General features: G+C 34.1%; 12 protein-coding genes and 1 riboswitch. Of the genes, 9 read left to right on the top strand and 3 right to left on the bottom strand.

From position 1 onward, the window contains the following. Positions 1 to 65: 65 nt before the first annotated feature. Entirely contained in the window at positions 66 to 2,027 is a 1,962-nt protein-coding gene (locus ACWV26_RS19645) for a methyl-accepting chemotaxis protein (protein ID WP_455896338.1), read from the bottom strand. Positions 2,028 to 2,312: 285 nt separating this feature from the next. After that, a complete protein-coding gene (gene guaC, locus ACWV26_RS19640) occupies positions 2,313 to 3,296 on the bottom strand; it encodes a GMP reductase (RefSeq protein ID WP_455896337.1) in 984 nt (327 codons plus the stop codon). 278 nt (positions 3,297 to 3,574) lie between these two features. Here guaC and ldmS point away from each other — a divergent pair, with 278 nt between their 5' ends. From ldmS to ACWV26_RS19615, 5 genes are all read left to right on the top strand, one after another. Continuing rightward, positions 3,575 to 4,753 (top strand): L-aspartate--L-methionine ligase LdmS, encoded by a 1,179-nt coding sequence (gene ldmS, locus ACWV26_RS19635; RefSeq protein ID WP_455896336.1) that lies wholly within the window; start codon positions 3,575 to 3,577, stop codon positions 4,751 to 4,753. Between the two features lie 297 nt (positions 4,754 to 5,050). Beyond that, on the top strand, positions 5,051 to 6,520 hold the full coding sequence (locus ACWV26_RS19630) for a hypothetical protein (protein ID WP_455896335.1): 1,470 nt from the start codon (positions 5,051 to 5,053) through the stop codon (positions 6,518 to 6,520). Between the two features lie 124 nt (positions 6,521 to 6,644). Continuing rightward, positions 6,645 to 6,830, top strand: a riboswitch (Lysine riboswitch). A gap of 133 nt (positions 6,831 to 6,963) precedes the next feature. Next, on the top strand, positions 6,964 to 7,818 hold the full coding sequence (locus ACWV26_RS19625; RefSeq protein ID WP_455896334.1) for a transporter substrate-binding domain-containing protein: 855 nt from the start codon (positions 6,964 to 6,966) through the stop codon (positions 7,816 to 7,818). A 74-nt stretch (positions 7,819 to 7,892) separates the two neighbouring features. Then, on the top strand, positions 7,893 to 8,660 hold the full coding sequence (locus ACWV26_RS19620; protein ID WP_455896333.1) for an amino acid ABC transporter permease: 768 nt from the start codon (positions 7,893 to 7,895) through the stop codon (positions 8,658 to 8,660). Continuing rightward, positions 8,660 to 9,394, top strand: coding sequence for an amino acid ABC transporter ATP-binding protein (locus tag ACWV26_RS19615; protein WP_455896332.1), 735 nt, complete (start codon positions 8,660 to 8,662; stop codon positions 9,392 to 9,394). Before ACWV26_RS19620 ends, ACWV26_RS19615 begins: the two co-directional genes overlap by 1 nt. A gap of 79 nt (positions 9,395 to 9,473) precedes the next feature. Here the strand turns inward: ACWV26_RS19615 and ACWV26_RS19610 are convergent, their stop codons facing one another. After that, the gene (locus tag ACWV26_RS19610) at positions 9,474 to 10,175 is read right to left on the bottom strand and encodes a pirin family protein (protein WP_455896331.1); all 702 of its coding nucleotides are present in this window, start codon (positions 10,173 to 10,175) and stop codon (positions 9,474 to 9,476) included. A gap of 278 nt (positions 10,176 to 10,453) precedes the next feature. Here ACWV26_RS19610 and ACWV26_RS19605 point away from each other — a divergent pair, with 278 nt between their 5' ends. The 4 genes from ACWV26_RS19605 to ACWV26_RS19590 all read left to right on the top strand — a co-directional run bounded on the left by ACWV26_RS19605 (position 10,454) and on the right by ACWV26_RS19590 (position 15,326). After that, positions 10,454 to 11,503, top strand: a complete 1,050-nt coding sequence (locus ACWV26_RS19605; RefSeq protein WP_455896330.1) for an NAD(P)/FAD-dependent oxidoreductase — start codon at positions 10,454 to 10,456, stop codon at positions 11,501 to 11,503. Between the two features lie 168 nt (positions 11,504 to 11,671). Further along, a complete protein-coding gene (locus ACWV26_RS19600) occupies positions 11,672 to 12,946 on the top strand; it encodes an ATP-binding protein (RefSeq protein WP_455896329.1) in 1,275 nt (424 codons plus the stop codon). 2 nt (positions 12,947 to 12,948) lie between these two features. Further along, complete coding sequence (locus ACWV26_RS19595) at positions 12,949 to 13,845, top strand: response regulator (RefSeq protein ID WP_455896328.1); 897 nt, start codon at positions 12,949 to 12,951, stop codon at positions 13,843 to 13,845. Positions 13,846 to 14,054: 209 nt separating this feature from the next. Then, entirely contained in the window at positions 14,055 to 15,326 is a 1,272-nt protein-coding gene (locus tag ACWV26_RS19590; protein ID WP_455896327.1) for a cation:dicarboxylate symporter family transporter, read from the top strand. The last annotated feature ends 120 nt before the right edge of the window (positions 15,327 to 15,446 follow it).

Raw genomic sequence — 15,446 nt, 5'->3', positions numbered from 1 at the left:
TTACTATAAGGAAAAGGCTATCCAAAAGTGTTCTTAGTACCTCACTCTTGGATAGCCTTTTAATATTATTGAATCTTAAATTGTTGGACAATCTGTTGTAATTCTTCTGCCATATTAAGTAATTGCCCTGCTGCCAATTCCATAGATTCCATAGAAGACAATGTTTCTTCTGTAGAAGCAGTAACCTCTTCAGAAGCAGCAGCATTATCTTTGGCATGGTCGTTAAGATTTATTGCAGTTGCAGCTATTTCCTGAATCGATGCTGAAATTTGTTCGGATGTTGCAGAGACATTTTCAATTTTTGGCGTAATATCTCGCATACTTTCAATAATTGCCTCAAATTTGGTCGCAGTACTTTGAGAAATCGTAATGCCTTTTTTGACATTCTCTAAAGTCTGACCCATTATTTTCACGGCTTCCCCAGAATCTTGTTGGACAGAGGTAATAAGACTTGCAATTTTTGATGCCGATTCTCTAGAACCCTCTGCAAGTTTTCGCACTTCATCTGCAACAACAGCAAACCCTTTTCCATGTTCGCCAGCTCTTGCAGCTTCAATCGACGCGTTAAGTGCTAGTAAGTTTGTTTGGTCAGCAATATCACCAATGATATCCAAAATTGCCCCTATTTCTTTCGTACGGTCATATAAAGATTTAATTTTAGTATCAGATTGAGTCACAGACTGGTGAATTGAATCCATTTGAGATACTGTATGTTGAATGGATTTTCCACCTTCTTCTGCTTGTTGAGTGGCTTGTACTGAAAGATTGGAAACTTGAGAAGCATCCTCAGCTATAGCTGTAATACCTATAGACACTTCTTCTACTGAAACCGCATTTTGTTCTATTCCTACAGTTTGATTTTCAGTTCCAATAGTCACTTGTTGCATAGCGGCGGCAATTTGTTGAGAGGCTGCTATATTTTGACTTGCACTTGCAGACAATTCCTCCGAAGAAGAGCGCACTAGGGTGGTGCTATTGTTTACTTTACTTATTAAAGTAGAAAGTTTATCTTTCATATCGATGAATGATTTTGATAGTTCGCCAATTTCATCATTTGAATTAACAACAATATCTTCTGTTAAATCACCATCACTTACTTTTTGTGCACTATTTTTTAAACGGTCAATTGGTTTTATAATAGAACGAACGATTAACGAAATTACAATTCCTCCAATAATGAAGAAGATGATTTGTACAATCATGTTAGTATAGAGCATTGGTAATGATGCTTTAGTTGCTTCCGATTTGTCTGTTGAACCAATTACTTTCCAACCTGTTGAATTATTGGTCATATAGAGAATTTCATGTTTTTTGTTCGTCATTTGTCCCATTGAATTAGCCATAACTTTTTTTATGTATGATTCATTTGCAGGGCTTCCACTTTTTTTATTTGGGTGCGAAATATAAACACCATTATTATCTACTAATGAAATAAAACCATTTTGGCCAATCTTTATTTTGTTTGTAATACTACGCAATGTATCAATACTGATATCGATTCCAATAACTCCTGAACCATCAGCTAATTTTTTAGAAATCGTAATGACTAGATTCCCACTGGTAGAAGATACATAAGGTTCTGTAATAACAACTTCTCCGTTCTTTTGCATTGCTTCTTGGTACCAAGGGCGTTCACGGGGGTCATAATCTTTTGGATATTGGTAAAATGGCATACGAATCATTTCGCCATGTGCAGTTCCTACATAGGCCATTGCGGCTTCGGGATGCTCGTTGACATATTGATCTAAAATTTTACGTAACTCTGAATTCTTTGAAGAAATTAATAATGAAGAAGTGATTCTTTTGGAAAAATATTGTGCATCATGAACTTTTGGATCAATCGTATTTGTTATACTTGAGTTTAAAAGATTGATACTAGATTTAGCACTATTCACTTGTTCCTTTTCAATTTGAATAGTTGTGCTGTAAAATGCAATTCCTCCTAAAATAAGAGAAGGTATTATTAAAATAACCAAAAATGAACTTATTAATTTAGTACGCAGCTTCCAATTTAATATCTTTTTCACTTGAAGTACCTCACTATGTAATTGATAGGAAATGATTTTCGGATTCCCTTTATGTGTAACTATAGAACGTGCTGTTGATTTCTATACTAGTAATTTGTTACCGTAAGATAGTATAATACATAGGTATATGATACTTCAATAGAATAATTATTATTTAAATTCCCAAAAATTCTGATAAATAAATCAAAATATTGCTTTATAAAATACAAAAATATAGAGAATATAAAAAAACTGCGCTTTACATTCTAACAGAAATGTAAGTGCAGTTTTTTATATTTATTATTACTAGTACACTTTATCGCCATTGAAAATAGAATTTTTTACAACAACATAATCAACATTGCGAATAGATTCAAGCTTTGTACCACCAGCATATGAAATAGAAGATTGAAGGTCTTGTTCCATTTCAATTAATGTATCTTTTAGACTGCCTTTATATTCAACGAACATTTTCTTACCTTCAACATTTTTCTTTTCACCTTTTTGAAATTCAGAAGCAGAGCCGAAGTACTCTTTGTATAGTTTACCGTCTTTTTCAACTGTTTGACCAGGAGACTCTTCGTGGCCTGCGAATAATGATCCAATCATGACCATTGTAGCACCAAAACGGACAGATTTTGCAATATCGCCGTGTGTACGGATACCGCCATCTGCAATTATTGGCTTAGTTGCAGCTTTTGAACACCAACGAAGTGCAGCTAATTGCCAACCACCTGTACCGAAGCCAGTTTTAATTTTAGTGATACATACTTTACCAGGTCCAATCCCAACTTTAGTAGCATCTGCACCGGCATTTTCAAGTTCACGTACAGCTTCAGGTGTTCCAACATTACCTGCAATAACAAATGTAGTAGGAAGCAAACGTTTAATATGTTGAATCATATTGATCACGGCATTTGAATGTCCATGAGCAATATCGATTGTAATATAATCTGGAGTTAAATTGGATTTAGCTAATTCTTCAATAAATGTGTACTCTTCTGGTTTTACACCAACGCTGATAGAAGCGATTAATCCGCGAGCTTGCATATCTTTGACAAAGTCTGCACGTTTTTCAGGATTGAAGCGATGCATGATATAGAAATAGCCTTGTTCGGCTAATTTTGCTGCAATATTTTCATCTATAATTGTTTGCATATTTGCAGGGACAACGGGAAGTCTGAATTTGTGGCCACCAAGCATCACACTAGTGTCACATTCAGAACGGCTATTTACAATACATTTTGCGGGAATTAATTGTATATCTTCGTAATCAAATACATTATCCATAAAACACACTCCTAAAAACGAATATTATTTTTTATTTTAGTAAAAATGTTCGTCCTTTGGTAATTTACATTATTTTTAGTCTTTTGTCAAAACAAAGTTAGCTTTTCTAATAATATTATTTTTTATACTAATGATAGCGTTTTCGGAAATTTAAAATGGGGTACATAACTAATAAGGTGTTAAGTTGCTTGCTTATGCTTAAAGCACCTTATAGGCATAGATACAGTTAAGCATAAATTTATCTAGAATACAGTTTATTATAGGAGGGAGTATGTCAAATGAATAGATTGAAAATTAAACCTAAATATACATTAAAGCAATTGTATGGTGAAGATGTCGTATATTGTTCAAGGACATCTTTTCGTGAAAATCCATGGATGCCACAAGATACAGATCAATCTAATTTTCTAACAGCGAGAGAAATAGTAATTTCAGATCTCCCCACCTTAGTTCACAAGGCAACTCAAACAAATAAAGCAAAACAATTATTTAATATCCTCGGCATTAATCTCCCTGAGCAACCGTATCAATTTGAGAATGCAAAAGAGTATGCAGCTGTATTAAAAACTTGGGAAAAAGAGCAGAAAGAAATTGTGTTTCACTATATCCATGATGAGGATGAAATAGCACGTGATTTATATTGGATGGATGCAGATGTTTTTAATTATTTAAATAGCAAGGCATATTTAGGGGAAATTGTACCTGAACAATTTGTCCCTAGACGTGTTGTTATAAATGGAAATAAGTTAGTCGATGAGTTGAAATCATGGTCAACTCCTCTAATTCTAAAACCTGGTGATGATACACCTACATCTGGTGGTTATGGTGTTATGATTTGTTATACTGATGAACAATTACAAGTCGCAATAGAACGTTTCCAGGAAGAACAAACAGAGACAATTATTATAGAGGAAATGCTTGATGCAAAGGACAATTATAGTTGTCAATACTTGTACTCAGAAGATTTAGGTATTCGTTATCTTGGGGCTTCTGAACAACTTACAGATGCAGATGGATATTATAATGGCAATATATTAGTGAATTCTGTCCCACAAGAGGTAATTGATGCTGGAAGAAAGATTATGGAGTTTGGAGTCAAGAAAGGATTTAAAGGGATTGCGGGCTTTGATTTAATTGTTACAAACGATGGAAAAATAAAAGCAATCGATTTAAATTTCAGACAAAATGGATCCACATCCATGTTAATTTTACATGAACAACTTGGTAAATCAGCTAATAAGTTTTTATCATACTGTTCGAGAGGAGATAATGAGTCCTTCTATAAAGCTATTCAATATTTTATTGAAAAGGGAGTACTATTCCCGTTGTGTTATTATGATGGCGATTATTTTGACGTACCAGTGAATTCAAGATTTACAGGTATTTGGTACGCTGATACGCTTGAAGAAATCGAGCAATATGAAAAACAGCTTAATGATTCAGGGGTGACATGCTAGTTAACGATATAGTTGAAAATTTTCTTCCGATGAGACTAAAAAGTTACGCCAACTGAAAAATTTGATCTGTAGTTGAAATTGATTTATTTTGTTACCAACTTATAAATATAAGAAAAAGGGGCTGCCAATAAAATGGATAGCCTCTTTTAGTGTTACTACTCTAATTTCCATAAGAAGGTTATACATATTTATGTTAAAATCAATTTTTAAGAAAATATAGAAATTATGATAGTTTTAAATTATACATCTATAATAGAATGAAAGAAGAATAGAGAGATTGATGAGAGGAAGCAACTAATGAAAAATTGGGAATATGTATTACGAGATTATATCATTGGAAGACCAGTTGTTAAACTTGACCTTGATGAAGATGATTCGTCCATTGGCCAAATTGTAGATGCACATAGAGGTTTGACGTACGGTTATATCGAATTATCTGACGATGAAAAGCTAACGTCATTTATGATTGATATGGATGAAATTATGGAAAATAATGATATTTCTTTAGATGAATATGAAGAATTGACACCTGATGAGTTAATAGGATGTGCAGAAGATTTTGTAAAAGAGTTTTGCCGTGATTCCTTACATTTTAATATGATGACTGAATGGAACGGCATATCTTATTTGATTGTCTTTGAAGCAAAAGATGTTGCACTAAATCTATTTTTACCTAATTCCGGTGCAACTATTGAAATAAACAAGCAAGGCTTTGTACTTTCAGCGACATTATTCCAATCCTACTATCAATTGGCATACCCAGATATTCAAATCTCAGCAGAAGATGCAAAAAATATTATTTGTCAGCATACCTTAGTAGAGCTTGGTATTTATGAAGAGAATGGCGAGATGGAGCTTGTATATTATCCTAAAAAAGAATTTATGGGTGTTCATGTAGATGGTCACATCGTTTCTGGTGATGCAGCTTTCACTGGTGATTTTATGGATGCACATGCGTTTGAAGCTGTAACAGTTACTAAATCTATTGAAAGTTTACTAGGTGTTACAAATGATATGTATCAAGTAGTAAATGAGAGTGGACGCTACTGGTACAGAGCAGAGGACGCCAATAATATAAGCCTTTCTGAACCAATTATTAAAATTGAGCAAACTGATGAAATGCAACTGGACTATGAGTCATTGGTGAAATGGGCAGAATTAGATGCAGAATTACCCGTAGATCTTTTAGAAAACAATGCGAAAATTTTCTTAGAAACTGTAATTGGGGATATACATGAAAAATATTTACTAGAAGAACAGTTAGAAGAGGAAGATGACTTCGATATTTTAAGTGAAGAAGATTTATCTGAAGAAGAGCGCCAATTCTTTGAAGAGCTTGAAATGATGGAAGAGGATGTTGAGGATGACTTTGATGAAGAAGACATCGATTTTGAACCATTCACAACATTTACCTTTATACGTTATCACAAAGGCATTCGTATTGAAGATTATTCAATCCATGTAAACGTCGGTATATATACAGGGCTTATCCGTGATTGCACCATTACATTACCAAACGAATTAGAATTGACTTCTTTAGATATGAATCCAAACATAACATTAGAACAAGCAGATGCTCTATTTAAAGAACAACTACAAATGAAGCTTGCACGGACTTTTAGTTATGATGAGGAAGATGAAGAAGTTACAGTATATGGATTAGATTACATTGTTTCTTTCCAAAATAAAGGGAGAATCCAAAAAATTGATGCAATGACTGGAGAAGTTCAATTTGTGGATGCAGATATATTAAAAGAGGGCGAATAATTATAGCCTATGGGAATCTACAAGTAGAATTGAATGAAAGTCTAAGAAAAATGTAAGACTAGTTGACATGAGAATGCTAGTATTGTAGACTGTTCACAACAATAATATACAACCTCACTTATTTTAGTGAGGTAGAGGCGCGATATTTATTAGTTCTTAGCGGAGTTAGAGAAAACGATGAAACTTAAGAAGAAGGAAATGTTGCCGAAGTTTGTAATTGATCTCAAGGTTACATGCTGGGTCTGCAGTGAATAATTGCAGGACTGTCTCAATAAACTTCCCTGGTTTATTGAGTTGTGCTATCTCATTATGGGATAAAAGTAGAGGATTTAGGACTAGAGAATATTCTGGGACCTGAGTTCAACTCAGAGTCCTTTTTTTATAGCCATTTTTACTCTTAGCACGGATTATAAGGGGTATTCTTTTTAAAGGGAGAGGGAAATATGAAAAAAACATGGGCATTATTATCTAGTGTTTTATTGATGGCCATTCTTGTATTAGCAGGATGCGGCTCATCAGATTCAAAAGATTCTAAATCATCAGGAAGTAGTGAAAGTAAGGATACCTTTACTGTAGGAATGGAAGCAGGATATCCACCCTTTAACTGGACACAAGCGGATGATTCTAATGGTGCAGTTGCTATTGAAGGAAATGCGGAGTATGCAGGTGGATACGATGTTCAAATTGCAAAGGAAATTGCCGATGGATTAGGCAAAAAATTAGTAATCGTTAAAACAGAATGGGATGGTCTAGTACCATCATTAACATCTGGCAAAATTGATGCTATTATCGCTGGCATGTCACCAACTGCAGAGCGTAAGCAAACAATAGATTTCTCTGATATATATTACAAATCAAACTTAGTAATGGTTGTGAAGAAAGGCAGCAAATACGAAACTGCAACTTCAATTGCTGACTTTAATGGAGCAAAAGTTACTGCTCAATTAAATACTTTCCACTACAGTGTGATTGACCAAATTAAAGGGGTTAAAAAAGAAACAGCAATGGATAACTTTCCAGCTATGCGTGTAGCACTTGAAGCAGGCAAAATAGATGCATATGTATCTGAAAAGCCTGAAGCAGTGTCAGCTACAGCGGCTAATGATAAATTTGCAATGGTCGAATTTGCAGACGGTAATGGATTTAAAACATCAGAAGAAGACACTGCAATTGCTGTAGGTGTACAAAAAGATAGCAAATTAACAGCGAAAATCAATGAAATTCTAAAAGGTATTTCAGAAGAAGAACGTATCAAAATTATGGATGATGCGATCAAAAATCAACCAGCTGCTAAATAGCTTTCAGATTTAAAAACACTACCGATTGTGAATGAAGCAGTCGGTAGTGTTTGTCTTTAAGGAGGAAAATAAAGATGACATTAGAATGGTTTATAAATATCATTACGAATAACTGGCCGATGTTCTTACGAGGCGCTTGGATGACACTGGTTATTTCTACAATCGGGACTATTTTAGGCGCATTAATCGGCTTGATTATTGGCGTCATCAATACGATTCCAAAAGGGACAGGAGGCACTAAAAAGTGGTTGATTAAATTCATCAACACAATCTTATCAATTTATGTTGAATTTTTCCGTGGTACGCCTATGATTGTTCAAGCGATGGTTATTTATTACGGTTCAGACCTATTGTTTGGACTTGATATGGATCGAACATTTGCGGCAGTCTTTATCGTTTCATTAAACACAGGCGCATATATGGCTGAAATCGTTCGTGGCGGAATTATTGGTGTTGACAAAGGTCAATTTGAAGCAGCTCGTGCAATTGGGATGAATCATTGGAAAACAATGATTCACGTAGTATTGCCACAAGTTATGCGAAATATCTTACCAGCAACAGGAAACCAATATGTTATGAACATCAAAGATACATCGGTATTAAATGTAATTGGTGTAACTGAATTGTTCTTTCAAACAAAATCGATTGCAGGAAACAACTTCCGTTACTTTGAATCATTCATTATTGCAAGTTTAATCTACTTAGTAATGACAATTATTGCAACTCAAATCTTACGTTTCTTCGAGCGTAGGCTAGCAGGTGAAGCTAACTATCAAATGATTGACGAAGCAGGAATTGCTCGTCCTACATCACGTAAATCGCAAGCAAAGGAGAACGTATGATGGAAAAAATTATTGATATCAAACATTTGAGTAAATCCTTTGGTTCACATGAAGTACTGAAAGATATTAATTTTGCAGTACATAAAGGTGAGGTAGTAAGTGTCATAGGATCATCTGGATCTGGTAAATCAACCCTACTACGCTGTATTAATTTACTTGAGACGCCTTCAGGCGGTGAAATTATTTATAAAGGTTCTAATATTCTTGATCAAAAACATGATATTAATGATTACCGTACACATCTTGGCATGGTTTTTCAGCAGTTCAATTTATTTAATAACTGGGATGTTTTAAATAATTGTATTGTTGGTCAAACAAAGGTATTAAGACGTTCAAAAGAAGAAGCGACTGAAATAGCGATGAAGTATTTAAATACTGTTGGTATGGAACGGTATTTAAATGCGAGACCAAACCAATTATCAGGTGGTCAAAAACAACGTGTAGCAATTGCTAGGGCATTATCTATGCAGCCTGATGCGCTTTTATTTGATGAGCCTACTTCAGCACTTGACCCAGAAATGGTTGGTGAAGTGTTAAAGGTAATGAAAGAATTAGCACAAACGGGATTGACGATGATTATCGTGACACATGAAATGGAATTTGCCCGCGAAGTATCTGACCGTATTGTTTTCATGGATAAAGGTGTAATTGTAGAAGACGGAACCCCAGATGATGTATTTAATCATCCTAAGCATGAGCGTACAAAAGCCTTCTTGCAACACGCGCTAAAATAAGTGAATGTAATATAAATAAGCCTAAATAAAAGAGGAATTGCCCACCTGACGTTGTATTCAGGTAGCAATTCCTTTTCTGTTAGTCTATTTTTGCCATTTCAATGACCAAAATATGTGCTGTATCTTCAGCTGTAATATGAATGTTTTCTTCAACAATTTCCAATCCATCACGTGTTTCAAGATTTACATCATTAATCTTCGCATGTCCTTCAATTTCAACAAGATATGCTTGACGACCTTTTGCAACTTCAAAGTCAATTTCTTTACCAGCTTCAAGTTCTACTGAGTAAAGGTTTGCATCTTGGTTAATTTGAATAGGGGCAGTACCGTTTTTGTTTGATACCATATGGAGCCATTTGTTTTTACGTTCATTCATTTCGAATAGAAACTCACCATAATGTGGTGTATGGCCATATCTGTCAGGCAAAATCCAAATTTGTAACATACGAAGTTCATCGTCATCATTATTATGTTCACTATGGAAAACGCCAGTACCCGCACTCATATATTGTACTTGGCCACGCGTAATTGTATGTTTGTTTCCCATACTATCTTGATGAGTAAGAGCCCCGTTTACAACATAAGAAATAATCTCCATGTCTCGGTGAGGGTGCAAATCAAATCCAGTATGTGGAGCGATTAAATCATCATTAATAACACGTAGAGCTCCGAATTGAATGTTGTTAGGGTTATAATATTCTGCAAATGAAAAATGGAATGTACTGTTTAACCAACCTAGATGGCTAGTACCCATTTTGTTATAATCAACTTTTCTAAGCATTGTTATCTTCCTTTCAAAAATTCTTTCGAAAATATCTTTAATTCGAGATAATTGTAAATCCTACTCTTTGTTTAGTCAAATTTTTTGTCGAATAAAAGAGCGCTTATGAGTTTTAAGGACTTATAAGCCAATCAATAGTAAGTGCCATTTACAAAATGGATATTGTTGATTACAATTGAGAATGAAAATCATTTGCATTTTATAGTAAAATCAATTCTAAATGTTAATAAATTCCGGAAAATTATAAATAAAAATTATAAATGGTAGGAGTGCAGAGAATGAAAAGAGAAGAAATTTTTGATGTCACGATTATCGGTGGTGGACCAGCTGGATTATACTCAGCGTTTTATAGTGGATTAAGAGGGATGAGAACAAAGATAATCGAATATCAGCCACATTTAGGGGGCAAACTTCATGTCTACCCAGAAAAAATGATTTGGGATGTAGGGGGACACAAACCCCTAACTAGTGCAAATCTTATTGAACAATTAGTCGCACAAGGCCTTACATTTCAACCAACTGTCATATTAGGAGAGAAAGTAGAGGCAATTAGAAAGAATTCTGATGGGCTCTTCCATCTAATGACTACAAATGGCATAGACCATTATTCTAAAACAGTAATTGTTGCTATTGGAAGTGGTATCTTAAATCCTCAAAAGTTAAATATTGAAGGTACCGAAAGATTTGAAGTGTCGAATCTCAACTACACAATTAAATCTTTGCAACGTTTTAAGAATCAGACTGTACTTATTTCAGGCGGTGGTAATTCGGCTGTAGATTGGGCAAACGAGTTACAGCAAGTAGCTAAAAAAGTGTATGTGAGCTATCGAAAGGAAAACTTACCAGCACATGAATCGCAGGTTGAACAACTACTTGCAAGCGACGCAGAGGTATATTGCAATACATCTATTACACGACTAATAGCTAATGATGAAAATAATCTGATTAAATCAGTAGTACTAGCAAATAATAAGACGGAAAAATCGATTCATATAGAAGTGGATGCTGTTATTATCAATCATGGATTTGAGCAAGATTCCACATTATTGAATAATAGCGACGTAAGTGTACAATTAGTAGATCACTTTTATATTAAAGGAAATGCATTTGGAGAATCATCTGTGCCAGGAATGTTCGCTGCTGGAGATATTGTAAGTTATGATGGAAAGGTCAATCTAATTACAGGAGCATTTCAAGATGCGGCCAATGCAGTCAACAAAGCAAAAACATATATTCAACCAAATGCAACGGCTTATGGACTGGTATCTTCTCATAACGAAATTTTTAAAGAGCGTAATCGTGAATTAGTCAAACGTATGATTAACTAATTACAGCATAAAGAGACCTAACCTCTACATTCGTAAATGTGGAGGTTATTTATCTTTGTAAGGGCTATCTTGCTTAATTAATAAATATTTTTCTTTATATTAGTTAAAATGTTAAAATAGGCTATATGTAAAATTTTTAAACTTGCAATTAGGTGATGGTGATTTACCATGAAATTTACTTTATCAAAATGGTTAAAATCTGAAACAATATGGATATTATTGATTGCAGTATTTACTGCAGTTAGTAGTGAGATAAAGATAATTCCTTTTAATGGCGAAAATTTCCGTTTTGGTGTAGGAAGTATTACATTCCTACTCTTATTGTTGATTCGCGTTCCTAAATCTGTAATTAGTGCGGGTGTTACAACAGGAATAATAGTGGTCATGTTTCGTCTTCTTACAGATAATATAATTTACAATGTTTTATTTTCAGTTAGTTTTGTAGAAAATCTACCAGCGTTTTCCTACTATTTGGTATATGTTTGTTTGTTTAAACTGTTAAAGGTAGAAAAGGTAATCGATCAACCATTAAAATTGGGCATTATCGCTGCTTTAATTGAAATTATATCGAACAGTACAGAACATATTGAACGTTATTTAATCTTACCTAATGCAATATTAGATAGTTATGATTGGCTTTTAATTATAATTGTTGCCATTCTAAGAAGCTTCTTTGTCGTAGGTATTTATAGTTCTATCATTATTACTGAACAACGCAAGCAGTTAAATGAACAACTTACACTTGGTTCAGATTTGTATGTTGAAACACTTTATTTGCAAAAAATGATGAATCATATCGAACAAATCATGGCAGATAGTTTCGATTTATATCGAATACTCAAGAAAGAACAAGCAAAGGAATTAAGTGTGAATGCATTGCACATTTCCCAGGAAATTCATGAAGTGAAGAAAGATGCCCAAAGGATTTTCTCGGGATTATCAAAGATAAAAATGTCGAAATCAAAAACTGATGAAGTCTATCATTTATCGAATATTGTTGAATTCGTTATTAATGCAAATATGAAATATAGTGAAATGTTAAATAAGAGGATTAGTTTTACTGTCGACAATAAAATAGATTTTGCACTAACTCAACAAATCCCTTTACTTGCCATTCTCAATAACCTAACAGCCAATGCAATTGAGGCGATAGAAGATGAGGGAAATATAGAACTCCGCATTGTTGAAGAGCAGGAAATGGTCCACTTTATACTAATGGATACAGGCAAAGGAGTTTCTGAGGAAGATATAGATATTATTTTTGAACCTGGATATACAACAAAATATAACCAACAAGGCGTGGCGGCAACTGGCATCGGTTTATCACATGTACAAGAAATTGTCCAGATGCTGGAGGGTAATATCCATATCGAACGACCAGCGAAAGGAACGGTTTTTCATATTAAAATTCCTCGAAAGAATATACAAAAGGGAGTTGAATAACCTTGCGATACTTTATTGTAGATGATGATACAGCAAGCCGTCGTATGCTAAAACAAATTATCCTTGAAGGGGATATGGGTGTCATAATTGGGGAAGCTGATAGTGGAGAGAATGCTTTGGAGCCAATATTATCAACAGACCCAGACTTTGTGTTAATTGATTTACTAATGCCACGATTAGATGGAATTGAAACGATTGAACAACTTCGTAAACAAGGGTTTAGGGGTCATTTCGTCATGATTTCCCAAGTTGAAAATAAGGAAATGATTGGAGAGGCGTATGAAAAGGATATCGAGTTTTTTATACACAAACCAATTAATAGAATTGAAGTACAAAGTGTATTAAGGAAAACATCTGAACGCTTTGTGTTAAAGAAGTCTCTTTTAAACATTAGAAAGTCTATTCTAAACTTTGAAGAAGAGGCGATAGAAGAGTCTCGACGTACGATGAAAGACGTTGTTTCTTCAATACTAAATGATATGGGTATTGTGGGGGAGGCAGGAAGTGATGATATTATCTCCATTATTGACTTTTTGTCTTCAAGGGAAAAAAAGACAATACAAATTCCCCCATTAAAAGATATATATGAAGAATTGGCAAGCCAAACAAAATTTAGTGGTGTTGAAATTATCAAAGAAAGTAAAGCGATTGAACAGCGAATTCGCAGGACAATATCTTCAGCAATGAATAACTTAGCAACACTTGGGGTAGTAGATTATACAAATCCAGAATTTGAATATTACGCACCTCGATATTTTGAGTTTACTGAAATAAGGACATTAATGAGAACAATTCAAGAGAATGGATCGGCGCCAAAGAAAATGAAAATAAATGTAAAGAAGTTTATGCAGGTCCTTTTCGTAGATGCAAATGAAAAGTTCAAGAAAAAACCAAAATGAGTAAAAATGTGTAAAAATTAATCTCAGTTTGATATGGTACCCATCTATTTAATAGAAAAAGCATATTAAAATATACTTTTTAAGAATTTTTTATTCTAAAAAATGTCGGATATTGTCGGATTTCATAAGTCCCTTATATAATTAAATTAAAGTTTTAACAATTCATAAAAAATAAAGTAACAACCACATATTTAAGGGGTGATTTGTTAATGAAAAAGAAAAAATTAGGATTAGCTTGGCAAATCTTGATCGGGCTAATTCTTGGTATTATAGTTGGAGCTGTTTTCTACGGAAATGAAAACGTTTCAAAATATCTACAACCATTTGGTACAATCTTTATGAATATGATTAAGATGATTGTTGTACCAATTATCGTTTCTACTTTAATCCTTGGTGTTGCAGGTCAAGGGGACTTCAAAAAGCTTGGTAAGCTTGGTATTAAAACAATTGTCTACTTTGAAGTTATAACAACATTTGCAATTATTATCGGACTTGTCTTAGCTGATTCCGTTCAACCTGGTGTTGGCGTAAACATGGAACATTTAACAAAAGGGGATATTTCCTCTTATGTTGAAACGAGCCATACTGTAAAAGAAGGCGGCGGTTTTGCAGAGACAATAATTCATATTGTTCCAACAAATATTATACAATCTATGGCAGAAGGTAATATGCTTGCCATTATCTTCTTCTCTGTACTATTTGGTTTAGGCGTTGCAGCCATTGGGGAAAAGGGTAAACCAGTTCTAAACTTCTTCTCAGGAGTAGCAGATGCTATGTTCTGGGTAACAAATACAATTATGAAATTTGCTCCAATTGGGGTATTCGCATTAATTGCTGTAACGGTTTCAACTTTTGGTGTTAAATCATTAATTCCACTAGGTAAGCTAGCAATTCTAGTATATGTAGCGATGATATTATTTGTTGTTGTGGTATTAGGAATCGTAGCGAAGATTTGTGGATTAAGTGTATTCCGTATTATTCGTATGTTGAAGGATGAGCTCTTACTAGCATATTCAACTTCAAGTTCTGAAACAGTACTACCACGAATAATGATGAAAATGGAAAAAGCGGGTGTTCCGAAAGATATCGTTTCATTCGTTATTCCAACAGGTTATTCATTCAATCTAGATGGATCGACTTTATATCAATCAATAGCAGCATTATTTATTGCTCAAATGTATGGTATCGATTTATCACTAGGACAACAAATTACGTTAGTTCTTACATTGATGGTAACATCTAAAGGTATCGCTGGCGTTCCAGGTGTATCATTTGTAGTACTATTATCAACACTAGGAGCTGTAGGTATACCTCTAGAAGGTCTTGCATTTATCTTAGGTATTGACCGTATACTTGATATGGCACGTACAGCTGTAAACGTTACAGGTAACTCATTAGCTTCACTAGTAATGGCTAAATGGGAAGGCCGTCTTGATAAAGACAAATATGATAATTACTTTGAAAACGAAAAAACAGTTTAAAAAATTTACTATTGCCCTACAATCAAATCTCTTGATTGTAGGGTTTTTTTTATCTCAAAAGTTAGACATCTTACTGACTTATTGAGATGATAGCATATAAGTAAAAAGATAAAATAAGTG

The sequence above is a fragment of the Rummeliibacillus sp. JY-2-4R genome, from assembly GCF_053847205.1.
The sequence above is the reverse complement of the archived record's forward strand: the minus strand, read 5'-3'. Positions and strand labels throughout refer to the sequence as shown.

What these genes read in the sequence shown, in the direction of transcription:
- ACWV26_RS19605 (WP_455896330.1), top strand. Translation starts at nt 10,454, where the DNA reads ATGAAAAGAGAAGAAATTTTTGATGTCACGATTATCGGTGGTGGACCA.
- ACWV26_RS19600 (WP_455896329.1), top strand. Translation starts at nt 11,672, where the DNA reads ATGAAATTTACTTTATCAAAATGGTTAAAATCTGAAACAATATGGATA.
- guaC (WP_455896337.1), bottom strand. Translation starts at nt 3,296, where the DNA reads ATGGATAATGTATTTGATTACGAAGATATACAATTAATTCCCGCAAAA.
- ldmS (WP_455896336.1), top strand. Translation starts at nt 3,575, where the DNA reads ATGAATAGATTGAAAATTAAACCTAAATATACATTAAAGCAATTGTAT.
- ACWV26_RS19615 (WP_455896332.1), top strand. Translation starts at nt 8,660, where the DNA reads ATGGAAAAAATTATTGATATCAAACATTTGAGTAAATCCTTTGGTTCA.
- ACWV26_RS19630 (WP_455896335.1), top strand. Translation starts at nt 5,051, where the DNA reads ATGAAAAATTGGGAATATGTATTACGAGATTATATCATTGGAAGACCA.
- ACWV26_RS19625 (WP_455896334.1), top strand. Translation starts at nt 6,964, where the DNA reads ATGAAAAAAACATGGGCATTATTATCTAGTGTTTTATTGATGGCCATT.
- ACWV26_RS19590 (WP_455896327.1), top strand. Translation starts at nt 14,055, where the DNA reads ATGAAAAAGAAAAAATTAGGATTAGCTTGGCAAATCTTGATCGGGCTA.
- ACWV26_RS19610 (WP_455896331.1), bottom strand. Translation starts at nt 10,175, where the DNA reads ATGCTTAGAAAAGTTGATTATAACAAAATGGGTACTAGCCATCTAGGT.
- ACWV26_RS19620 (WP_455896333.1), top strand. Translation starts at nt 7,893, where the DNA reads ATGACATTAGAATGGTTTATAAATATCATTACGAATAACTGGCCGATG.